Source organism: Ruegeria sp. Ofav3-42 (assembly GCF_022347725.1).
Lineage (GTDB): Bacteria > Pseudomonadota > Alphaproteobacteria > Rhodobacterales > Rhodobacteraceae > Ruegeria.
This window is the reverse complement of record NZ_JAKRGB010000008.1, coordinates 154963-175564: the sequence shown is the minus strand read 5'-3', so window position 1 is coordinate 175564 and position 20602 is coordinate 154963. Positions and strand designations below refer to the sequence as shown.

Here is a 20602-nt window from a genome sequence, read left to right as displayed (position 1 = left end):
CCTTATTCAGCCGGGACCGCGACGGTCAGGCTGGCCTCTTTGGCCGGCGCTTTCCGCACAGTCATCCACAGGTTGTAGCACATGATCACTGCGCCAGCGACGAACATGACGCCACCCAGAGCACGCACCACATACATCGGGAACTTGGCAGCCACTGTGTCGGCGAACGAGTTCACCAGGAAGCCGTTGGCGTCCACTTCACGCCACATCAGGCCTTCCATGATACCGGTGACCCACATCGACGCGGCATAGAGCACGATGCCGATAGTGGCGAGCCAGAAGTGCCAACTAACGAGGCTGAGTGAGTACAGACGCTCACGCTTCCACAGGACCGGCACCAGGAAGTACAGCGCACCAAAGGTGATCATGCCGTTCCAGCCCAGCGCGCCCGAGTGCACGTGACCAATGGTCCAGTCGGTGTAGTGGCTAAGGCTGTTGACCGCACGGATCGACATCATCGGGCCTTCAAAGGTGGACATGCCGTAGAAGCCGACCGAGATCACCATCATGCGGATCACCGGGTCTGTGCGCAGCTTGTCCCACGCACCCGACAGGGTCATCAGGCCGTTGATCATACCACCCCACGACGGCATCCACAGGATGATCGAGAACACCATGCCCAGCGTCGAGGCCCAATCCGGCAGCGCAGTATAGTGCAGGTGGTGCGGACCGGCCCAGATGTACAGGAAGATCAGAGCCCAGAAGTGGATGATCGAAAGTTTGTACGAGAAAACGGGACGTTCGGCCTGCTTCGGGATGAAGTAATACATCATGCCGAGGAAGCCCGCAGTCAGGAAGAAGCCCACAGCGTTGTGGCCGTACCACCACTGGATCATGGCGTCCTGAACGCCCGACCAGACGATGACCGATTTCGAACCCCAGATGCTGACCGGGATGGTCATGTTGTTGACCAGGTGCAACATGGCGACGGTGACGATGAAGGCCAGATAGAACCAGTTTGCCACATAGATGTGGGGCTCTTTCCGCTTGATGATCGTGCCCAGATACACGGCCAGATAGGCCACCCAGACAATGGTCAACCACAGATCAACATACCATTCGGGTTCCGCGTATTCCTTGGATTGCGTTCCACCCAGCACATAGCCGGTCGCGGCCAGCACGATGAACAACTGATAGCCCCAGAACACGAACCACGCCAAGTTGCCGCCCCAAAGGCGCGCAGCGCTGGTACGCTGCACTACGTAGAACGAGGTCGCGATCAGCGCGTTACCGCCAAAGGCAAAAATCACTGCCGAGGTGTGCAGCGGACGCAAACGGCCAAAGTTCAGGTATCCCTGCGCCCATTCAAAGTTCAGCGCGGGAAAGGCCAGCTGAAAGGCAATAAATGTGCCCGCGATGAACCCGATCACGCCCCAAAAAGCGGTCGCGATAACGCCATATCGGATCACGTCATCCATGTACTCGGCCGAGCGATCGACAAGAATATCTGGCTCTTCAGTATTTCTCAGCGTCCAGATGAACAATCCGCCGGCGATCAGCATCACCAGAATTGCATGCACCTGATACGCCAAATCGCGCGCATAGTTGGTCCCGATCGCTGCAAACAGAGCGATCAGACCAAGCACGATCAGCTTGATGTAATTTGACATATTGCGTCCCTTTGCCATGCCCCGCGCGATTCTTCTTAGTCGCGAGACCTTTTTGACTGGCCGCTGTTTTGTCCGACAGCGACCCAACTTGCTTTGATCTGCATCAAGACAGTAACCTGATTTCTGTGACAATCCTAAGCCAAAGGCTGGGTTGCGTGGTCGCAGTTGAATCAGCCCCGAAGGCATGAGGTCAAAATGGCTTATAAATCTCTTCTCACTGTCGTAACTGATACCGAACAGTCAGAACCTGCGCTGTCTCAGATGGTTGCGCTTGCGAACGCGCAAGACGCGCATGCTGAGGCGCTGTGCCTTGGTGTCGATCGCAGTCAGACAGGTTACTACTACGCGGGTGCCAATGCGCTGATCCTGCAAGAGACGCTGAGCCGGGCCAATACCGAAGCAGAAGAGGTTCTGGCCCAAACTCAGGATCGCCTCGGCAAGTCGGGCGTTCGCTGGTCTGCCGAAAGCGGCGTGGCCCAAATCGCCGACATCGGGCGCCATGTCGCCCACCGCGCCAGGTTCTCTGATCTGGTAATTCTTCCTCAGCCCTATGGCGAACACTGCGGCGCCGAGGCTGAACCGATTATCGAAGCGGCCATGTTTGAAGGTCACGCACCTGTCCTGGTCACTCCGGACAACGCAGAACCTTTTGCCCGGCCCGGCACCATCCTGATCGGCTGGAACGAGAGCGTCGAGGCTATGCGTGCCATTCGCCGTGCCTTGCCCTTCCTGATCCAGGCTGATCTGGTGCGTATTGTCGTCATTGACCCGCCGCGTCATGGCCCCGATCGCTCAGACCCGGGCGGGCTATTGTCTCAGATGCTGGCCCGGCATGGGGTGAAATGTGAGATTGATGTGCTGAGCAAAACCATGACCCGGGTTTCAGATATCCTGAACCGGCACGCATCCGACAGTGAGGCGGACATGATCGTCATGGGCGCTTATGGCCACTCCAGATTCCGCGAAGCTATTCTGGGTGGCGCAACCCGCAACATGCTGGAACAAGCCTCGGTCCCGGTTTTTCTGGCGCACTGAGTGAAACAGAAAGCAATTCTAAGCCATCCATTTCGGCGGATGGCTTAGGCCTTTTTTATGAGGCCGATCACAAACAGCAAAATCACCGCGCCAATGGTCGCGAAGAAAATTGACGAGAATACGCCGCCCCCTACCGAGAAGCCCAGCGCCGGGAATATCGTGCCTGCCAAAAAGGCACCCACGACACCGACAATGATGTTTCCGATCAGGCCGAAGCCGCGGCCCTCCATGATTTTACCTGAAAGCCATCCGGCGATGGCACCGATGAAAAGCATTGCCAAAATGCTACTGAATTCCATGCCTTACTCCTGCGTGTTGCGTTCACAGGGGCAGTAAATCACGGCAGGGCGCGCCAGAACAGGTTCAATTCAGGAAACCACCGTCCGAGTCGTCTCCGGCCTCGTCCATCAGCCGCCGCATATCGGGGATCGTCACGTGGCGCTTACCTTCCAGCTCGATCACCCCTTCTTTTTTCAGGGCCGAGATTTGCCGGCTTACGGTTTCCAGAGTCAGCCCCAGATAATCCGCCATCGCCTCACGCGTCAGTGGAAGATCGAACACGATCGGCGCGGACTTACCTTTCGGCGCAATCGACGCATCGCGCCGGGCGATGATCGACAGCAGGCTTGCAATCTTCTCACGCGCGGTTTTTCGACCCAGCACCAGCATCCATTCCCGCGCCGCGTCCAGCTCATCCAGCGTCATCTGAAGCAGCCGGTGCGCAATGTGCGGGGTATGGTTCATCAACTCTTCGAATGGCTTTTTACGAAAGCAGCACATCACGACGTCGGTCGTCGCCAGCACATCGTAAGGCGCCGATTCCCGTCCCGGACGCCCAACAAAGTCGCTGGGCAGCAACAAGCCCACCATTTGCGTCCGCCCGTCCTCCATCGTTTGCGTCAGAGAGGCGATCCCCGACACGACAGACCCAACAAAGTTCATCTGATCTCCGGACCAGATGATTGTCTGACCGGCCTCGAAGCTGCGGTAATACTTAATGTCTTCAAGCTCTTCCAGCTCATGCGCATCGCAATGCGCACAGACTGCGCGGTGCCGGATGGGGCAATCCGAACAGTTGGAATGGTCAAATTGGGCTTTTAGCATAGTTCGCATTTCCACTTGATCTCAGTCAAGGTATCTTGGCCGACCGTCCTTTAACGGTATCGCCATGATAGTGAAACCGCAATTGGCACAGCTTGGACTATTTGACGCGAAAGTCCCGCGTTACACAAGCTATCCCACAGCCCCGCACTTCAGCAATGATGTAGGGCCAAGTCTTTATGGTGACTGGATTTCCGGGATCAAGCCGGGCAGTTCCGTGTCGCTCTACATCCACGTACCCTTTTGCCGCAGACTGTGCTGGTTCTGCGCCTGCCGGACGCAAGGCACCCAGACCGACAACCCCGTCATCGCCTATGTTGATGTTCTGAAGGCCGAGCTGGACCTGCTGGCCGCTCACCTGCCCGAAGGCGTAACCCTATCGCGGTTGCATTGGGGTGGCGGCACGCCGACCTTGCTGAACCCGGATCTGATGCGAGAGTTGGCTACCCGTATTCTTGGAGTCGTGCCTCTGGGGCCGGACGCCGAGTTTTCGGTCGAAATCGACCCGAATGAGATAGACGAGGGCCGGTTGGACGCGCTGGCTGAGTCCGGCATGAATCGCGCGTCGATCGGGGTGCAGGATTTCGACGACGAGATTCAGAAAACCATCGGACGCATTCAAAGCTACGACACCACGCGCAAAGCGGTCGAGATGATCCGCGCGCGTGGAATCTCCAGCCTGAATGCCGACATTCTCTATGGTCTGCCGCACCAGACCAAAGCGAAGATGACCGAAAGCGTGCAGAAACTGCTGTCGCTTAGCCCTGACCGCGTGGCGCTGTACGGGTATGCTCATGTGCCTTGGATGGCCAAGCGGCAACAGCTGATCCCATCCGATGCGCTGCCCACCCCGGAAGAGCGGCTGGACCTGTTCGATACGGCCCGACGCCTGTTCCTGTGGGATAACTACGCCGAGATCGGCATCGATCACTTTGCGACGCAGGATGACGGGCTGACTCACGCGCTAAATGCAGGACGCTTGAAACGCAACTTTCAGGGGTACACCGACGATCAGGCCGAGGTTTTGATCGGGGTCGGTGCAAGCTCGATTTCGCGGTTCCCGCAAGGATACGCCCAGAACGCACCCGCAACGTCGGCACACACCAAAGCAATTCGCGAAGGGCGGTTCTCGACCTCTCGCGGGCACCTGTTCAAAGACCAGGACGTCCTGCGCGGTCGATTGATCGAAGCGTTGATGTGCGACTTTCGCATCGATACGGCCGACATTCTGCGCGATCACGATGTGACCGCCGCTGAACTGCAGACCATGTACGACGCCGCAAACGAAACGTTCGATGGATTGCTGAGTATCACCAAGGACGGTCTGTTCATCCCGCCCGAAGCACGTGCGCTAACCCGAATGATTGCGCGCAGCTTTGACGCATATGACCTGAGCAAGGCAGGACACAGCTCAGCAATATAAAACAACAAAACGACAAGACTTGACGCGGAGGGTGGGTTTTCCCCACACTCAGAGGGCGGGTGAAACTCCGCCCCGCGTCTGAGGCAGGCAGAGTACCAGACAATAAGTGCCGACGCGTTCGCGCTCGACCGCCTTTTTCGTGCAGCCGTTCTGCAACTTGAAAGAGGGACAGCATCCATGCGCGTTTTCACCGTCCTCGGCCCCAGCCAATCGGGCAAAACATCTCTGGTCGAGGCCATTAGCCGCCTCGATGGCCGGCCAACCACATTCGACGTATCCGGAACCGTGCATTTGCACGGTTTTTCTTACTTGGGCGAACCCTGGTGTGCCGTCGACGTAGATGGCGGCAGCGACACGCTGGCCTATGTCGGCCCGGCCATGGCGATCTCGGACGCCGCCGTCGTGGTCGTGCCCCCCGACCCGGACGCCGCCGTGCTGTGTGCCCCGTACCTGAGGCTGGTCGAAGAGGCAGGGATCCCCTGTTTTCTATTCATTAACCGCATGGACAGCCCAAATGGCCGCATTCGCGACATCATCGCAGCGCTGCAGACCTATTGCACCAACCACATCGCGTTGCGGCAAGTACCGATCCGCGACGGCGAAACGATTATCGGTGCTGTCGATCTGATTTCGGAACGGGCGTGGAAGTATCAGGAAGGGCAGCCCTCGGCCCTGATCGAACTGCCGCAATCTGTCGAAGACCGCGAGCAGGAAGCCCGGACCGAACTGCTCGAGACGTTGTCGGATTTCGATGACCATCTGCTTGAGCAACTGATCGAAGACAAGCAGCCACCCAGTGGGGAAATCTACGATCTGGCCGCGCAGGTCCTGCAGAACCATCAGTTGATCCCGGCCTGTCTTGGGTCGGCAAGCCACGGAAACGGGCTGACCCGGCTGATGAAAGCTCTGCGCCACGAGGCGCCGGAATTCGATATCGCGGCAGGGCGGGACGAAGCGGCTGAAAACGCGCGCGCCATTGCTGGTTTCGCCGATGTCAAAAAGCACATTGGCAAGATCATCGTCCTGCGCGGTTTGGGTGAGGGCGTCAAAACGCATGAGCAATTGGGCGGGGAAACGGTTGGCAATCTGACGAAGCTGGATGCCAAAACTCAAATCTCGGAACTGGAGGCCGGGCAAATCGGATTGGCGGTGAAATCGGATCACCTGAACCCCGGAAACCTCTATGACAGTGCCGGGGCGACCCCATTGCCGGAATGGGCATTTTCCCATCCTGCAGCGCATCGGCAAGTTGTTTTACCTGCGCATGAACGCGACGATGTTCGCCTGTCCAACGCGTTAACCCGACTGGTCGAAATCGACCCTGGTCTGCACATGGAACAGGATGAACTGAGCGGACACGCAGTTCTGGGGTCACAAGGACCGCAGCATATGCGCCGCGTCAGCGCCAAGCTGGACGAGGATTTCGGGATTGAGATCGCGACAGAACAGGTCGAGACCGCCTATCGCGAGACCATCCGCACGCCCGTCGAGCATCGCCACCGCCACCGCAAGCAGTCGGGCGGCGCTGGTCAGTTTGCCGACGTCGTGATTTCGATCGCGCCAACACCGCGTGGGTCCGGGTTCGAGTTCGAGGAAGTCGTAAAAGGCGGTGCCGTGCCCCGGAACTACATTCCTTCGGTCGAACACGGGGCCAAGGATGCACTCGCCCAGGGGCCCGAGGGCTTCCCGGTCGTGGACGTCAAAGTTACCCTGAGCGATGGCAAGCACCACAATGTCGACAGTTCCGACTATGCGTTCCGCACGGCGGGCAAGAACGCGGTGCGAGAGGCGCTGCCGCAAGCGAAACCCGTGGTCCTGCAGCCGATTTTGAATGCTGAGATCCATCTACCCTCGGATTTCGTAGGCGATCTGGTCCCCACGATCAGTTCTTTGCAGGGTCAGGTATTGGGCTTTGAAGGTAACCCCAACGCCTCGGGCTGGGAAATTTTCAACGCCCAGCTTCCCGCCGTGGCCGAGGACGAACTGCACCGCACCCTTGCCAGCGCCACACGCGGCACCGGTTGGGTCAAGCTAAGCTTCGACCATTATGAAGAACTGCGCGGGCCGGTGCCAAAATCCGCCTCGCGCGAAGCCGCCAACGCACACTGAATTTTTCAGAGATCCTCTGACCGGAGCTTCTGGTCAGAGGTAAATCCGAGAGACTCAGTCTCTCTATTTCACTTTTTTCATGGAGTATTACTTATGCAATCACCCAGAATTACATTGAGTATACTAACTGCAGCCGCCCTGTTAATCGGCAGTGCGAGTACGGCGTTGGCCGAAAAGAAACCCAAAGGAGCCAAGAAGACCGATCCGCAGACTATTGGTCGGCTTTATACGGGTAAGACGTCTAACTGGAACAGAGGTGGACACGCGTATTGGGGACCGGGTGGCCAGTACAAAGGCATAAACAAAAAGGAACGGCCGTCGGTGTCGGCAAGTGGTACGTGACAACCAAAGGTCGGCTTTGTGTCGAATCCAAATGGTACTGGCCGGAAGATGGGCAAACGAAGTCTGAGCCGTATGAAGAGTGCTGGGAATTCGTCACCGCCCCCGATGGCACCATTTGGGAAAGATACATGCCGGACAAAACCGAATGGTACCGACACAAGCCAGAAAAACAGGTCAACGGCGATGCTGAAAAGAACAAGTTCAACAAAATCGCCAAAAGCCTTGGTCTTTGAAAAGTCCGGGCGCAAATACGCCCGTTCTACCCCGCCGCCGCGATTAGCTCGCGGGTGTAGTCGGTCTGCGCGTTCTCAAACAGATCTTCGGCCGAACCCATTTCGATAACATCGCCGTTCCGCATAACGATCACGTTGTGCGACATCGCGCGGACGACCTTCAGATCGTGACTGATGAACAGATAGGCCAGCCCGTACTTTCGCTGAAGATCGCGCAAAAGATCGACGATCTGAACCTGCACCGTCATGTCCAAAGCACTGGTTGGTTCGTCCAGAACCAGAAGCTTGGGCCGTAGGACCATCGCACGGGCGATGGCGATGCGCTGACGCTGGCCGCCTGAGAACTCGTGCGGGTAGCGGTCCATCGCAGCGGGGTCCAAACCCACTTCGGTCATCACTTCGGTCACCAGTTCGCGCGGGGCGCGGTGGGGATCAACTTTGTGGATCGCCAGCCCCTCGGCAATGATCTGCTGGCAGGTCATGCGCGGGCTCAGGCTGCCGAACGGGTCCTGAAACACGATCTGCATATCCTTGCGCAGCCGCCGCAGCTCTCGCGTAGACCACCTCCGTACGTCCTTGTCCCGGAAGGTGATGCCACCTTCGGACGCAATCAGCCGCATGATCGCCAGAGCAAGCGTGGTCTTACCCGAGCCACTTTCGCCTACAATGCCCAGCGTTTCACCGGCACGGACGCTCAGCGTGGCGTCGTTGACCGCCTTCACGTAGCCAACTGTGCGCTTCAGGAAACCGCGCTGTATCGGGAACCAGACTTTCAGATGATCCGTGCGCGCAACTTCTTCGGCATCCGGCGCCACAGGATCGGGATGACCCGAGGGTTCAGCCGCCAGCAACTTACGCGTATACGGGTGCTGAGGGTTGTCGAAAATCTCGACTGTCGCGCCGGTCTCGACAATCTCGCCATCCTTCATCACACAAACCCGGTCGGCGATGCGGCGCACGATGCCCAAATCGTGGGTGATGAACAACATGCCCATGTTCTCGGACTTCTGCAGCTCGGCCAGCAGTTCGAGAATCTGCGCCTGAATTGTCACGTCCAATGCGGTCGTCGGTTCGTCCGCGATCAGAATATCGGGCTTATTGGCAAGCGCCAATGCAATCATGACACGCTGACGCTGGCCGCCCGACAATTGGTGCGGATAGCTGTCTAGCCGCTCCTCGGGATCGCGGATGCCAACCTTGGTCAGCAGTTCGACGATCCGATTACGCGCGGCGTCGCCGGACAGTCCCTGGTGCAGTGCCAGCGATTCCGCCATCTGTTTCTGGATCGTGTGCAGCGGGTTGAGCGAGGTCATCGGCTCTTGAAAAATAAAGCTGATGTCGTTGCCACGCACATCCATCAGGCGCTGTTCGGACGCCCCGATCATCTCCTGCCCGTCATACATCACCGAGCCTTCGACGATCGCACTATCCCCCAGCAACGAAACGGTGGACAGGGCCGTTACGGATTTCCCGGACCCGGATTCGCCCACCAGAGCTACCGTTTCACCCCGATCCACGGTGAAGGACACACCCTTGACCGCTGCGCTGACCTGCCCGTCCTGTCGGAACGAGACCTTGAGGTTGTTCACATCCAGCAGGCTCATGAGAAGGTCTTTCTGGGATCAAACGCATCGCGGACGCCTTCGAATATGAAGACCAGCAGCGACAGCATGATGGCAAAGGTGAAAAAGGCGGTGAAGGCCAACCATGGCGCCTGCAAGTTCTGTTTCGCCTGCAAGGTCAACTCACCCAAAGACGGGGCCGAGGATGGCAGGCCAAAGCCCAGAAAGTCCAGCGAGGCCAGACCGCCGATGGTGCCCGTTACGATAAAGGGCATGAAGGTCAGCGTGGCCACCATCGCATTAGGCAGCATATGGCGGAACATGATCGTCATATTCCCGACGCCCAGCGCACGAGCTGCACGCACGTATTCCAAGTTTCGAGCCCGCAGGAACTCGGCGCGCACGACGCCCACAAGTCCGGTCCAGCCGAACAGAATCATCAACGCGACCAGCAGCCAGAAACTTCGGCCCAGAATGGCGAACATGATGATGATTACATAAAGCGACGGTGTGGCCGACCAGATTTCGATGATGCGCTGGAAGATGAGATCAAGCCATCCCCCGAAAAACCCCTGAACGGCCCCGGCGAAGATGCCAATCAGACTGGCCACGCCTGTTACGACCAGGGTGAACAAGATCGACAGGCGGAATCCGTAGATCACGCGGGCCAGCACATCGCGTTTGGTGTCATCCGTTCCCAGCAGGTTCTGGCTGTTGGGCGGCAGTGGTGCGGCGCCCGGACGGTCCACACTGGTATTGTAGGAATAGGGGATCAGCGGCCAGATGGTCCAACCGCGTTCAAACCCGTCCGCCTGAAAAGTGCTTGCTTTGATTTCATCGATGATCCCCTCAGGGTCGTCGAAACACGACTCCAGACCACCACTGTCGATCAGACACTGCACTTCGGGGTCACGATAGATCGCTTCGGTCTGGAAATCACCGCCGAACTCGGTCTCGGGGTAGAAATTGAAGATCGGCGTATAGAACTCACCGCGATACTTCACCAGGATCGGTTTGTCGTTGGCGATGAACTCGGCGAACAGCGACAGGCCGAACAAAATAGAGAAGATGATCAGCGACCAGAAGGCACGGCCATTGCGTCGAAAATTGCGCCAGCGGCGCTGGTTCAGGGGGGAGAGTGTCATTTACCCCTCCCGCTTTTCGAAATCGATACGCGGATCGACCAGCACATACATCAGGTCGCTGATGATGCCGACGACCAGCCCCATTAGGCCAAAGATGAACAGGGTACCGAAGATCACCGGATAGTCGCGGGCCACTGCAGCCTCGAACCCCAAACGGCCAAGACCATCAAGCGAGAAGATCGTCTCAATGATGATCGAACCGCCAAAGAAAACCCCGATGAAAACCGCCGGGAAGCCGGCAATCACGATCAGCATCGCGTTGCGGAAGACATGGCCGTACAGCACCTTGCTTTCGCTTAGGCCCTTGGCGCGGGCGGTCATGACATATTGCTTTTTGATCTCATCCAGAAACGAGTTCTTGGTCAGCAGAGTCAGCGTCGCAAAGGCCGAAATCGTCAGCGCGATGATCGGCAGCGCGATGTGCCAGAAATAGTCGATGATCTTGCCAATCAGGCTCAGGCTTTCCCAATTGTCAGAGGTCAGCCCCCTCAGCGGGAAGATTTGCCAGTAAGAGCCACCCGCGAACAACACCAGAAGAAGGATCGCAAACAGGAAACCCGGAATGGCGTAGGCCACGATAATCGTGCCGCTGGTCCATGTATCAAAGGTCGACCCGTCCTTGATCGCTTTCCGAATACCCAAGGGGATGGACACCAGATACGCAATCAACGTCGACCACAGACCCAACGAGATCGAAACGGGCATTTTCTCCAACACCAGATCAATCACGCTGATGGAACGGAAATAGCTCTCACCAAAATCGAGCGTCAGGTAGTTGCCCATCATCGTCAGGAACCGCTCGACTGGCGGTTTGTCGAATCCGAACTCTTTCTCCAGCTCTTCGATGAATTCCTTAGGCAAACCTCGGGCGCCGATATATTCGCTGTCCGAACCAAAGGTCTCTTCGGCTGGCGCACCTTCGCCCCCGGCAAAACCTGCGAACACGTCACCTTCGCCCTGCATCTGAGCGAGTATCTGCTCGATCGGGCCACCCGGCACAAATTGCACCAGGGTGAAGTTCACAATCATGATTCCAAGTAGCGTCGGTATGACCAGCAAAAGCCGGCGAAGAATATACGCGCCCAAATCGGTTACCTCACCGCGCCAGCAGCTTTCAGTTTCTGGTACTTCTCTTCGTTAAACCACCAGAAGTCAAACTGCCCGACAGCCAGTGGCGGCAAGACTTCGGGATGTTCGAACATGTCGTAATAAGCGACCCAGGTATCCGAGACGTATCCCGTTGGAACTTGAATGCGGAGATACCGCAAGACGCGGTCCAGAGATTTCAGCGCAGCGATCTCTTCCTCGCGGGATTTCGTATCCAGAGACGCGTCGATGATGGCGTCTACAAGCGGCTCCTGCAGGGATTGAGGATTGTACGAGGAAACAACTGCGGTTTCAGACCCGTAGGCTTGTTTTAGCCCGGTGCCCGCTTCCAGGAATGGCTGGTTACGGAAAAAGATCATGTCGAAGTCTTTGTCGTAGTACCGCTGAATCCACTGTGCGCTGTCGATTTTTTCGACCGTCACCGCGACCCCAAAGCTTTCCAGGTTTGCGGCGTACGTCGTCACAATGGCCTCGGCCGTATCCGACGAAGAGGCATTAAGCATGATGGTGATCTTGAGCGGATTGCCGTCTGCGTCCTGCAGTTTACCGCTACTCGACACCGTCCAACCGGCCTCTTCGAACAGTTTCAGGGCCGTTCGTTTGTTGCGACGGTCCACCGTACGATCCGCATTCGAGGTATGGGCACGTACCGCCTCTTGCGTGAAAAGCTCGTCGGGAACGATATCACCCAAGGACCGCAGGAACGCTGTTTCCATCTCGTCAGGCAGGCCATCGGCAGCGACCTCTGCGTTTTCGGAAAAGGAATGGCGCGGTTCCGTCAGCCCGAACTGAAGGGATTCGGACGTCCATTCAAAATTGAACGCCAGCCCAAGCGCCTCGCGGACCTTGATGTTGTCAAACGGCGCACGCTGCATGTTGAAGATGAAACCCGACGGAGAAGGAGGCGTCTCAACGGGAATGCTTTCACGCTTTACATAACCGTTCTGCACTGCCGGGAAATCATATCCCGTGGCCCATTTCTTGGTGCTGCCTTCAGCGCGGAAGGTGTAGATGCCGGCTTTGAACGCTTCGAATTCGGCGGCATCGTCGGCAAAATACTCGACCCGCACGGTTTCAAAGTTGTGCCGGCCAACATTGATCGGCAGATGCCAGCCCCAATAGTCGGGGTTTCGGCGATAAACGATATAGCGGTTTATCTCATAATCATCGAGCACATAAGGCCCGCTTCCCATCGGTGTCACAAGGCTTTGCTTGTCCAACCTCTCACCGGTTTTTTCGTACCAGGCCTTCGAGAACACAGGTGTTCCGCCTACCTGCGAGATAAGCGACCGTCGCGAGATACCATCAACGAAGTTAAACTTGATCGTGTGGTCATCGATGATCTCGTACCCTTCGATGCGCTGTTTGACCGCCCGCGCATAGCTGCGGATGCCCTGTTCTAGGAACAGGTCATGTGTAAACGCGGCATCATGCGCTGTAAGCGGTGTGCCATCGGCAAATCGAGCCTCGGGCCGCATGTAGAAGATGCACCATTCCTTGGTGCTTGGGTATTCGACGGCTTCCGCCAGCAGACCATAGGCTTCGGTAATTGAGTCCGCAGGCGAGGTCGATCCAAATGGGCTGTCGCCAAACATGCTTTCCGCGATCAAGCCAGAGTAGAGACCCGCTTTGCCCTGCCAGTTGAAACGGTTCATGCCGTCGAAGGTTCCCCTCGACGATACTGAAATCTCGCCACCAACAGGCGCGTCGGGGTTCACATAGTCGAAATGTTTGAAATCTGGTGGGTACTTGAGATCGCCGAAGAAGGAATACCCGTGCGCCTTGATAAGCTCGCTATCGGCAGCACCAGTGGCCATTGCTCCGTTCAACCCTGGCGTCATGGCGGCGACGGCGCTTCCGCCCAACAACTGCAGCGCTGTTCTTCGCTTCATCGTCATCAGCTTCGATTTCGTGCGATTTTGTGTCATGCCCGCCTCTTCTACAGCCCTTGCAACGTCTTAATGCGCCTAAACCTAGCTAAAGGTCCAGCACTGACAGATTCAAGTTTAGAATGCGTGAGCGCTTTGTGAAGATTTACTTAGACAAAAAATAAAGCCGCTGCATTGGCAGCGGCTTTGAAACGTGTCGAAACTGAGCAGTTTCCTATTGGATTGTCTGCAGGTAGGCAATCAGATCGGCGCGTTCCTGCGGTTTCTTCAGGCCAGCAAAGCTCATGCTTGTGCCCGAGATGTACGCACTTGGGCGTGTCAGGAAGGCATCCAACGCTTCGGGTGTCCAGTTGCCGCCATGCGCCTGCATCGCTGGCGAGTAACCGGTGAAGCCTTTGGCCGACGCGACCGGGCGGTCGACGATTGCGTACAGATATGGGCCGGTGCCGTTTGCACCATCTTCCAGCTTGTGACACGCCGTACACTTGCGGAAGACCCTGGCACCTTTGTCCGGATCTGCGGCAGCCAGCATGTCTTCAAACACCACCTCTTCGCCATCGGCGCTTTCGCCGGAGCTTTCGGTTTCGATGATGTACGAGGCCGTCTCGCCATGCCCATCCGCATGGTAAAGAACCTGAGCACCCCATTTGGCCAGAAGCAGCACCAGGAAGGTGCCAAACAGGCCTGCTGCGGCCTTGGTAACTGTCATCGTGTCGAACATTGATCGCGAGTCCATTTCAGCTGTCTGCGGGGTGTCTAAGGCTTCCCCTGACAAGAGGCAAGGTATAGACACCGCGACTAAACGCCCAATTTTGGAACTTGTTGCACGGAATCGACCATATGACCAAACGTATTGCATTTCAGGGAGAACCCGGAGCCTATAGCCACGAGGCCTGCCGCGATGCGCGCCCCGATATGGAGGCCCTGCCCTGCCGGACTTTCGAAGATGTGATCGAATCGGTTCGCTCGGGTGATGCCGATCTGGCGATGCTACCGGTCGAGAACACGACCTACGGGCGGGTGGCCGATATTCACCGTCTTCTGCCACACAGTGGATTGCACATCGTCGACGAGGCTTTTGTGCGTGTTCACATAAATCTGCTCGCCGTGCCGGGCGCCAAACTTGAGGATGTCACTGAAGCGCACTCGCATCTGGTCCTTCTGCCTCAGTGCGCGGAGTTTCTGAAAGAACACAACATCCGCGGCCGCGTCAGCCCCGACAACGCGCGGGCGGCGCGCGAAGTTTCGGAACAGGGCGAGGTTCATTCGGCTGCCTTGGCCAGCGAGCTCGCCGGTGAAATCTATGGGCTGAACGTTCTTGCCCGACACATCGAGGACCGGGACAACAACACGACGCGTTTTCTGGTGATGTCGCGACAGGCCGACATGACGCGGCGCGGCGACCACGGCATGATCACCAGCTTCGTGTTTCAAGTCCGCAACATCCCGGCGGCGCTGTACAAAGCCATGGGCGGGTTTGCCACCAACGGCATCAACATGACCAAGCTGGAAAGCTACATGGTCGATGGGTCCTTCACCGCGACGCAGTTTTATGCCGATATCGTGGGCCATCCGGACGATCGGAACGTGCAACTGGCCATGGATGAGCTGGAACACTTCACCACGAATGTCGAGATTCTTGGGGTCTATCCGGCCGCTCAGCCGCGCGGCTAAGGCGCTGACCGTTTAAGTAACGGAGAAACTCTTGCACTGGGCGCCGTCGTGCTGCCGGTAGTCGACAAACCCCATCGCCGAATAATAGGCCAACCCTTCGGCGTTTGTTTTTGCAATGGTTGCATCGATGGCCGACAAACCTTTGTCACGCGCGGCAGAAAGTGTCGCGCGAAAAAGGGCGCGACCAACGCCGCATCGGGCCGCTGATGGGCGTATATGTGTTCCAATGATGCCCCATCCGGCCGGAGCGCCATAAGGGTTGTTTTCAACCGCAATCTTCAGCGACTGAAAGCCCAGCACCCGAGTACCCTGCAGGGCGACAGAGCATCTGATCCTGTTTGGGTCGGCGATGTAGTTTTCACGTGCAAATTCCACGTCGGATCGCCTACTCCGCTTTCCGACAGCGGCGATTTCCTTCAACACTTCCGAAATTCCCTCGGCATCGGCCAACTCGGCCTTACGAATGATTAAGCTTTCCACACCGCACTCCTAACGACCGAATTAATAACCGGTCAGCCACCATGAATGTGACGTTGTTCCATTTCCCGCGCGAATTCGCTCAGCCGTGTTTGAAACTGCCGTCGAAACCGCGATTGTCCAAGCCTCAGAGACTGTAGCAACAGCCGTGCCGGCAGGGATTTGGCCGACAACGACATGCCCACGCTAAGGCGCGTTCGACGCTGCGACAGGGCCAGGAACTCAATCGTTGTCACCCCGTTCATACCCTTGCTGGCGGCTTCGAACCGCATGTGCGAGGGTGGTTCGCAATCGGCCATCTGGATCGAGACCTGACGCGGCTTGCCACGCAACTTGAACTCGGTCTCCCAGGTGGTGCCGGGCACAACGCCCATATGACCAGACATGCGCCGCACGTCGATCCCGCGGCGCATCGCCATACGCTCGAACCGTTCGAAATCAGCAACCATTTCGAATACTGCGTTGATAGGGGCTTCGATATCTTCTCGCGCTGTAAACTGCATTGTGGTTCGCGTGTCTCTTGCGTTTCAGCCTAGTATTTTGTCAGTCCAGCGTATCCGCAAGCCAGTTTTGCAAAAGAAAATGCGCGATTGCGCCTTTGCGGGCCGGTAACAGTTTCGGGTGTTCTCCGGCAAACGCCTGCATCATCTCGGATTTGCTGACCCACATCGCATCTTCGATTTCGACCGGGTCGATAGTGATTTCGCGTGACAAAGCTTCGCCCGCGCACCCAAACATCAGCGATGCGGGGAATGGCCAGGGTTGGCTGGACAAATAACTGACCGCGCCGACAGGTACACCCGCTTCTTCCATGACTTCCCGGCGGACCGCAGCCTCGAGCGTTTCACCCGGTTCTACGAAGCCTGCCAGCAGCGAGTACATCCCCTCTGGCCATCCCGGGGACCGCCCCATCAGGACCGAATCCCCATGCGTAATCAACATGATGACAACCGGATCGGTTCGCGGAAAATGTTGACCGCCGCAAGACGGGCAACTGCGCTGCCACCCTGCCTGTGTCTGATCGCTGGCCGCACCGCAGCGAGCGCAGAACCTGTGGGTTTCGTGCCAGCCTATCACCGCTTTGGCCGAGGCCGCCAATTCGGCGTCTCGGGTCGACAGCCGTGTCATGATCCGGCGCAATTCCGCAAATACATAGCCCTGAGGTAGATCGGGGTGCTGTTGCTCGGAACGGTCTACAAATGCGCCTACACCCGACAGATCCAAACCATCGGCGGACCAATTCGAAATATCAGCAGCAAACACAGGTGTTTCGTCGGACATTCCAAGGAATACGGGTTGCTCGACCGAACCGCCCGGCCCGCTTTCGACCAGCTTATGCGTCATTGGAATCAGTCCCAACTGATCCAGCGCATCACCCTGGACCAGAACTTTGCCACGCCACAGCATCAGACACTTTGCCTGCGGATGTGCCTTGGCGCGGGTAATTCCGTCGGCATCGCCGCGAATATGCGCCGCACGATCCAGGCCCGAACCACCAAACGTCACATATTCCGCATTTTTCATAACAGATCCTTAGGCTTGTCTGCACAGGGCTGCCATGACGATCCGACAGTTGCAACGGCATTCCGCGCGCGCGAGCTCAAGTTGCCATCGAATGAACACAGCTAAGCCTTGAAATTTGCAGTGAATAATCTTTTTGTGGAAAATGACTATGACAAAACTGCCAGAAGTAGAATTTTGAAACTTTCCCCTTCTCTGCCATCGCAGACTTTGCAGGTCCGGATACTGGCCACGACGGACCTGCATATGAATTTGAGCAGTTTTGACTACTACTCTGACACTCCTGAACCCTCGATCGGACTGACCCGAACCGCGAGCCTGATCCGGGCAGCGCGCGAACAGGCACGCGACGCCCTGGTGCTGCTTTTTGACAATGGGGATTCGCTGCAGGGAACACCAGCAGGAGACTTGGCTGCAGAACAACAAAATGAGCGCCACGCTGTGATGCAGGCCTTTGGGGTGCTTGGATATGATGCGATCGGGTTGGGCAATCATGACTTCGGATTCGGACTGGACGTGCTGGACCACATTCTTTCGCAAGCGCCCTGCCCCGTGATTTGCAGCAACGTGCGACGAATGGGTAAACCTTCCGCGTGGCGGGACCATGTGATTTTGAACCGGCCCGTGGACGTAGATGGAAAACCCGTTGCGCTGAAAATCGGCGTCTTCTCGGTATTGCCGCCGCAGACCCGGAAATGGGAATCCCACCGACTTGAGGACAAGGTGCAGATCGACGACATCCTGCCATGCGCACGGACCAAAGTGTCGGAACTTCGGTCCCAAGGGTGCGAATTGATTGTGGCACTTGCCCATTCCGGGCTGGATTCCTCTGACCCAGAGCCCGATCTGGAAAACGCGGTTATACCCCTCGCGGCCATCAATGGTATCGATGCAATCGTCGCTGGGCACACGCATTTGACGCTGCCTGGCTCATCACATGCAGGGCTTGAACATGTTGATGCCGCCAGCGGTCTTGTACACGGGGTACCGGTCGTCATGCCAGGATCGGCCGGAACGCATCTGGGCCTCATCGATTTAACCCTCACCATGACAGAAGGTGGGAAGTGGTCGGTTGAAACACAGCAGGCCGAGTTGCGGCCGGTATCAGGTGCAGCCCCGGTGCCGGAGGATCCCGAGATTGTGACCCTGTTTTCCGATTTGCATGCCGCAACGCGCCAGCGTGCCGATGAACCCGTTGGGCGCACGGATCGACACTTGCACAGCTACTTTAGTTTTTGCGCCAAGGACCGCGGGCTTGCGATGGTTGCAGCAGCACAAGCCGCTGAATTGCGTCAACATTTGAAGGGGACGGACTGGGAGGGCACGCCAATGCTGTCCGCCGCAGCGCCGTCGAAATTCGGAGGCCGCGCAGGGCCGCGTTTTTTTACGGACGTCCCCGCTGGTGTGGTTCGCATGCGCCACGTGACCGACCTGAGTATCTTTCCCAACGAGCTCAGGGCGGTCGTTGTCTCCGGAAAACAAACTATAAACTGGCTTGAAATGTCGGCTGGCGTTTTCAATCAGATGAAAACAGGCAGGCACGTCGAATTGGTAAATCCAGATCGTGCAGGGCACAATTTCGATGTTCTGTTCGGCCTGAACTATGTGATCGACCTGAGCGTACCTCCGCGCTTTGACGCCAACGGGCATTTGATCAACCCGGAACACCGACGCGTGTCAGACATCCGCTTTGGTGGTCAAGAAGTAGCGGCAGACCAGCGTTTTGTCGTCGCGCTGAACAACTACCGTGCAAACGGAGGTGGGCATTTTCCGTTCGTCCAAGAGGCTGAAGCGATCACTCTACCGACTTTGTCCATTCAACAGGTCCTGAAGGACTACCTAACCGGAGGTTCGCCAGAAGAATCGCTGGGTCAAGGTCCTTGCCCTTTCACCCTCGCGCCTCTGCCCGGTGCCTCAGCGCTTTTGAAAACCAGTCCAAAGGCGCAGGAACACATCGCGGAAATCGTACAGCTCAGCCCCAAGCTTGAGGGTGTGGACCCGGAGGGGTTTCTGCAAATTCAACTCTCGCTCTGACGGGTTGTCTTTTGCGTGGGCCTTCCCTATATCACCCCTTGAGAGGTTGGCGCGGGCGAGCGCCTCGCCAACCTGGTCAGGTCCGGAAGGAAGCAGCCACAACGAGCCCCGCTTGGGTCGATGTCCAACCTCTCACTTACTCAGGCCATCAGCCGCAGGAGGGCTTTTATGATTGTAGCAAAAACCCTTCGGGCAGAGTGGTTCTAAGCCTTACCCCTACCCCTGCCTGAACACATCACCAATGGATGCGCGTCTGCCATCCTGACGGTTTGCTGTACCTGAACACAGGCAGAACAATGTCCATTACACTATCGGACCTCGGATGGTCCTCTCACTTTGCTGCGCAACATGCGGCCAATCCTTCGTGCATACCCTTTCGCGTCACTGCTGTTCATCGTGATCGTCTGACCGGCGTGAATGCTGATGGCGAAACACCATTGCTGACCCCTGGCCGACCAACCGGAGATTTTGCGGTTGGAGATTGGGTGCTCACCGACCCTGAATACCGCGTACAACATGTGCTGGCGCGCCGAAGCTTATTGAAACGACGCGCCGCCGGTACCGGTGCCGATGCGCAATTGATCGCCGCTAATGTCGACGTGCTGTTCATCGTCAGCTCTTGCAATGCAGATTTTAATCTGGCTCGTCTTGAGCGGTATTTGGCTTTGGCCCATCAGGCCGGGTGTTATCCCGTTGTTGTATTGACCCAGGCAGATACCTGCGCCGATCCGAGTAACTTCGCCAAACCCGCAGAGTCGCTGGCCCCGTTTCTGACCGTTCTTACAGTCAACGCGCTGGACGTCACGGAAATTGAACAGGTCCTGTCTTGGTGCCCGGCCGGACAGACTGCTGCACTCGTCGGATCATCCGGTGTCGGCAAAACGACGTTAGCGAACGCTATGACAGGTTCGGCTGAGGCCACGGCCGGCATTCGTGAGGACGACGCGCGGGGCCGCCATACAACAACATCCCGCGCGCTTCATCCGATGCGAAACGGGGGCTGGCTTGTAGACACACCCGGCATGCGCGCTTTGCGACTGCTGGATGCGCAGGATGGTGTGGATGAGGTATTCTCGGATATTCTGGAACTGGCCGAGCGTTGCCGTTTTGCCGATTGCCAACACAACGCCGAACCCGACTGCGCTGTGCAGGAAGCAATCACAGATGGATCGTTGGAGCCAGAACGGCTGGACCGTTGGTGGAAATTGCGCCGCGAGGATCAGAGAAACTCGGAAACCGTGGCGCAATCACGCGCGCGTAACAAAGCCTTTGGCAAAATGGTGCGCTCTGTGATGCACGAGAAGAAGTCGCGCAAAAGACTATAGGTGCCGGATTTCCGG

At 57.3% G+C, this 20602-nt stretch carries 18 protein-coding genes and 1 other RNA gene; 8 read left to right on the top strand and 11 right to left on the bottom strand.

Annotation, left to right across the window (positions count from 1 at the left end; translation table 11 throughout):
• Window positions 1–2 precede the first annotated feature (2 nt).
• Window positions 3–1610: a cytochrome-c oxidase, cbb3-type subunit I gene (ccoN, locus tag MHN28_RS13795; RefSeq protein ID WP_239341665.1), complete on the bottom strand. Its 1608-nt coding sequence runs from the start codon at window positions 1608–1610 to the stop codon at window positions 3–5.
• A 195-nt stretch (window positions 1611–1805) separates the two neighbouring features.
• On the opposite strand from ccoN, the gene MHN28_RS13790 reads away from it, so the two are divergent.
• Window positions 1806–2645, top strand: a complete 840-nt coding sequence (locus MHN28_RS13790) for a universal stress protein (protein WP_239341662.1) — start codon at window positions 1806–1808, stop codon at window positions 2643–2645.
• A gap of 44 nt (window positions 2646–2689) precedes the next feature.
• Here MHN28_RS13790 and MHN28_RS13785 read toward each other — a convergent pair whose 3' ends face one another.
• The gene (locus MHN28_RS13785) at window positions 2690–2944 is read right to left on the bottom strand and encodes a GlsB/YeaQ/YmgE family stress response membrane protein (protein WP_239341659.1); all 255 of its coding nucleotides are present in this window, start codon (window positions 2942–2944) and stop codon (window positions 2690–2692) included.
• A gap of 64 nt (window positions 2945–3008) precedes the next feature.
• On the bottom strand, window positions 3009–3749 hold the full coding sequence (gene fnrL / locus MHN28_RS13780; protein WP_239341656.1) for a transcriptional regulator FnrL: 741 nt from the start codon (window positions 3747–3749) through the stop codon (window positions 3009–3011).
• Between the two features lie 64 nt (window positions 3750–3813).
• Here fnrL and hemN point away from each other — a divergent pair, with 64 nt between their 5' ends.
• The 3 genes from hemN (at window position 3814) to MHN28_RS13765 (ending at window position 7853) form a co-directional block, all read left to right on the top strand.
• A complete protein-coding gene (gene hemN, locus MHN28_RS13775) occupies window positions 3814–5169 on the top strand; it encodes an oxygen-independent coproporphyrinogen III oxidase (RefSeq protein ID WP_239341653.1) in 1356 nt (451 codons plus the stop codon).
• 177 nt (window positions 5170–5346) lie between these two features.
• Entirely contained in the window at window positions 5347–7278 is a 1932-nt protein-coding gene (locus MHN28_RS13770; protein ID WP_239341650.1) for an elongation factor G, read from the top strand.
• A 338-nt stretch (window positions 7279–7616) separates the two neighbouring features.
• A complete protein-coding gene (locus MHN28_RS13765) occupies window positions 7617–7853 on the top strand; it encodes a DUF995 domain-containing protein (protein ID WP_239341632.1) in 237 nt (78 codons plus the stop codon).
• Between the two features lie 26 nt (window positions 7854–7879).
• Here MHN28_RS13765 and MHN28_RS13760 read toward each other — a convergent pair whose 3' ends face one another.
• From MHN28_RS13760 to MHN28_RS13740, 5 genes are all read right to left on the bottom strand, one after another.
• Window positions 7880–9457 carry an ABC transporter ATP-binding protein gene (locus tag MHN28_RS13760; RefSeq protein ID WP_239341614.1) on the bottom strand — a complete coding sequence of 526 codons (1578 nt, stop codon included), beginning with the start codon at window positions 9455–9457 and terminating at the stop codon, window positions 7880–7882.
• Window positions 9454–10560: an ABC transporter permease gene (locus MHN28_RS13755; protein ID WP_239341563.1), complete on the bottom strand. Its 1107-nt coding sequence runs from the start codon at window positions 10558–10560 to the stop codon at window positions 9454–9456. The genes MHN28_RS13760 and MHN28_RS13755 overlap by 4 nt, the downstream gene beginning before the upstream one ends.
• Complete coding sequence (locus tag MHN28_RS13750; RefSeq protein ID WP_239341560.1) at window positions 10561–11646, bottom strand: microcin C ABC transporter permease YejB; 1086 nt, start codon at window positions 11644–11646, stop codon at window positions 10561–10563.
• Window positions 11647–11651: 5 nt separating this feature from the next.
• On the bottom strand, window positions 11652–13595 hold the full coding sequence (locus MHN28_RS13745) for an extracellular solute-binding protein (RefSeq protein WP_239341557.1): 1944 nt from the start codon (window positions 13593–13595) through the stop codon (window positions 11652–11654).
• Window positions 13596–13770: 175 nt separating this feature from the next.
• Window positions 13771–14277 (bottom strand): cytochrome c family protein, encoded by a 507-nt coding sequence (locus tag MHN28_RS13740; RefSeq protein ID WP_239341828.1) that lies wholly within the window; start codon window positions 14275–14277, stop codon window positions 13771–13773.
• A gap of 119 nt (window positions 14278–14396) precedes the next feature.
• On the opposite strand from MHN28_RS13740, the gene MHN28_RS13735 reads away from it, so the two are divergent.
• A complete protein-coding gene (locus MHN28_RS13735) occupies window positions 14397–15230 on the top strand; it encodes a prephenate dehydratase (RefSeq protein WP_239341554.1) in 834 nt (277 codons plus the stop codon).
• Between the two features lie 12 nt (window positions 15231–15242).
• On the opposite strand, the gene MHN28_RS13730 is transcribed toward MHN28_RS13735, so the two are convergent.
• From MHN28_RS13730 to nudC, 3 genes are read right to left on the bottom strand one after another with little or no spacing between them, the layout of a single operon-like run.
• Window positions 15243–15710 (bottom strand): GNAT family N-acetyltransferase, encoded by a 468-nt coding sequence (locus MHN28_RS13730; RefSeq protein WP_239341533.1) that lies wholly within the window; start codon window positions 15708–15710, stop codon window positions 15243–15245.
• A gap of 32 nt (window positions 15711–15742) precedes the next feature.
• Window positions 15743–16210: an SRPBCC family protein gene (locus MHN28_RS13725; protein WP_239341530.1), complete on the bottom strand. Its 468-nt coding sequence runs from the start codon at window positions 16208–16210 to the stop codon at window positions 15743–15745.
• A 40-nt stretch (window positions 16211–16250) separates the two neighbouring features.
• Complete coding sequence (gene nudC, locus MHN28_RS13720; RefSeq protein ID WP_239341527.1) at window positions 16251–17231, bottom strand: NAD(+) diphosphatase; 981 nt, start codon at window positions 17229–17231, stop codon at window positions 16251–16253.
• A 135-nt stretch (window positions 17232–17366) separates the two neighbouring features.
• On the opposite strand from nudC, the gene MHN28_RS13715 reads away from it, so the two are divergent.
• The 3 genes from MHN28_RS13715 (at window position 17367) to rsgA (ending at window position 20587) form a co-directional block, all read left to right on the top strand.
• Entirely contained in the window at window positions 17367–19262 is a 1896-nt protein-coding gene (locus tag MHN28_RS13715; RefSeq protein ID WP_370645718.1) for a bifunctional 2',3'-cyclic-nucleotide 2'-phosphodiesterase/3'-nucleotidase, read from the top strand.
• Between the two features lie 39 nt (window positions 19263–19301).
• Window positions 19302–19400: signal recognition particle sRNA small type (ffs, locus tag MHN28_RS13710), an RNA gene on the top strand.
• Between the two features lie 158 nt (window positions 19401–19558).
• Complete coding sequence (gene rsgA, locus MHN28_RS13705; protein WP_239341490.1) at window positions 19559–20587, top strand: ribosome small subunit-dependent GTPase A; 1029 nt, start codon at window positions 19559–19561, stop codon at window positions 20585–20587.
• Window positions 20588–20602: the final 15 nt, after the last annotated feature.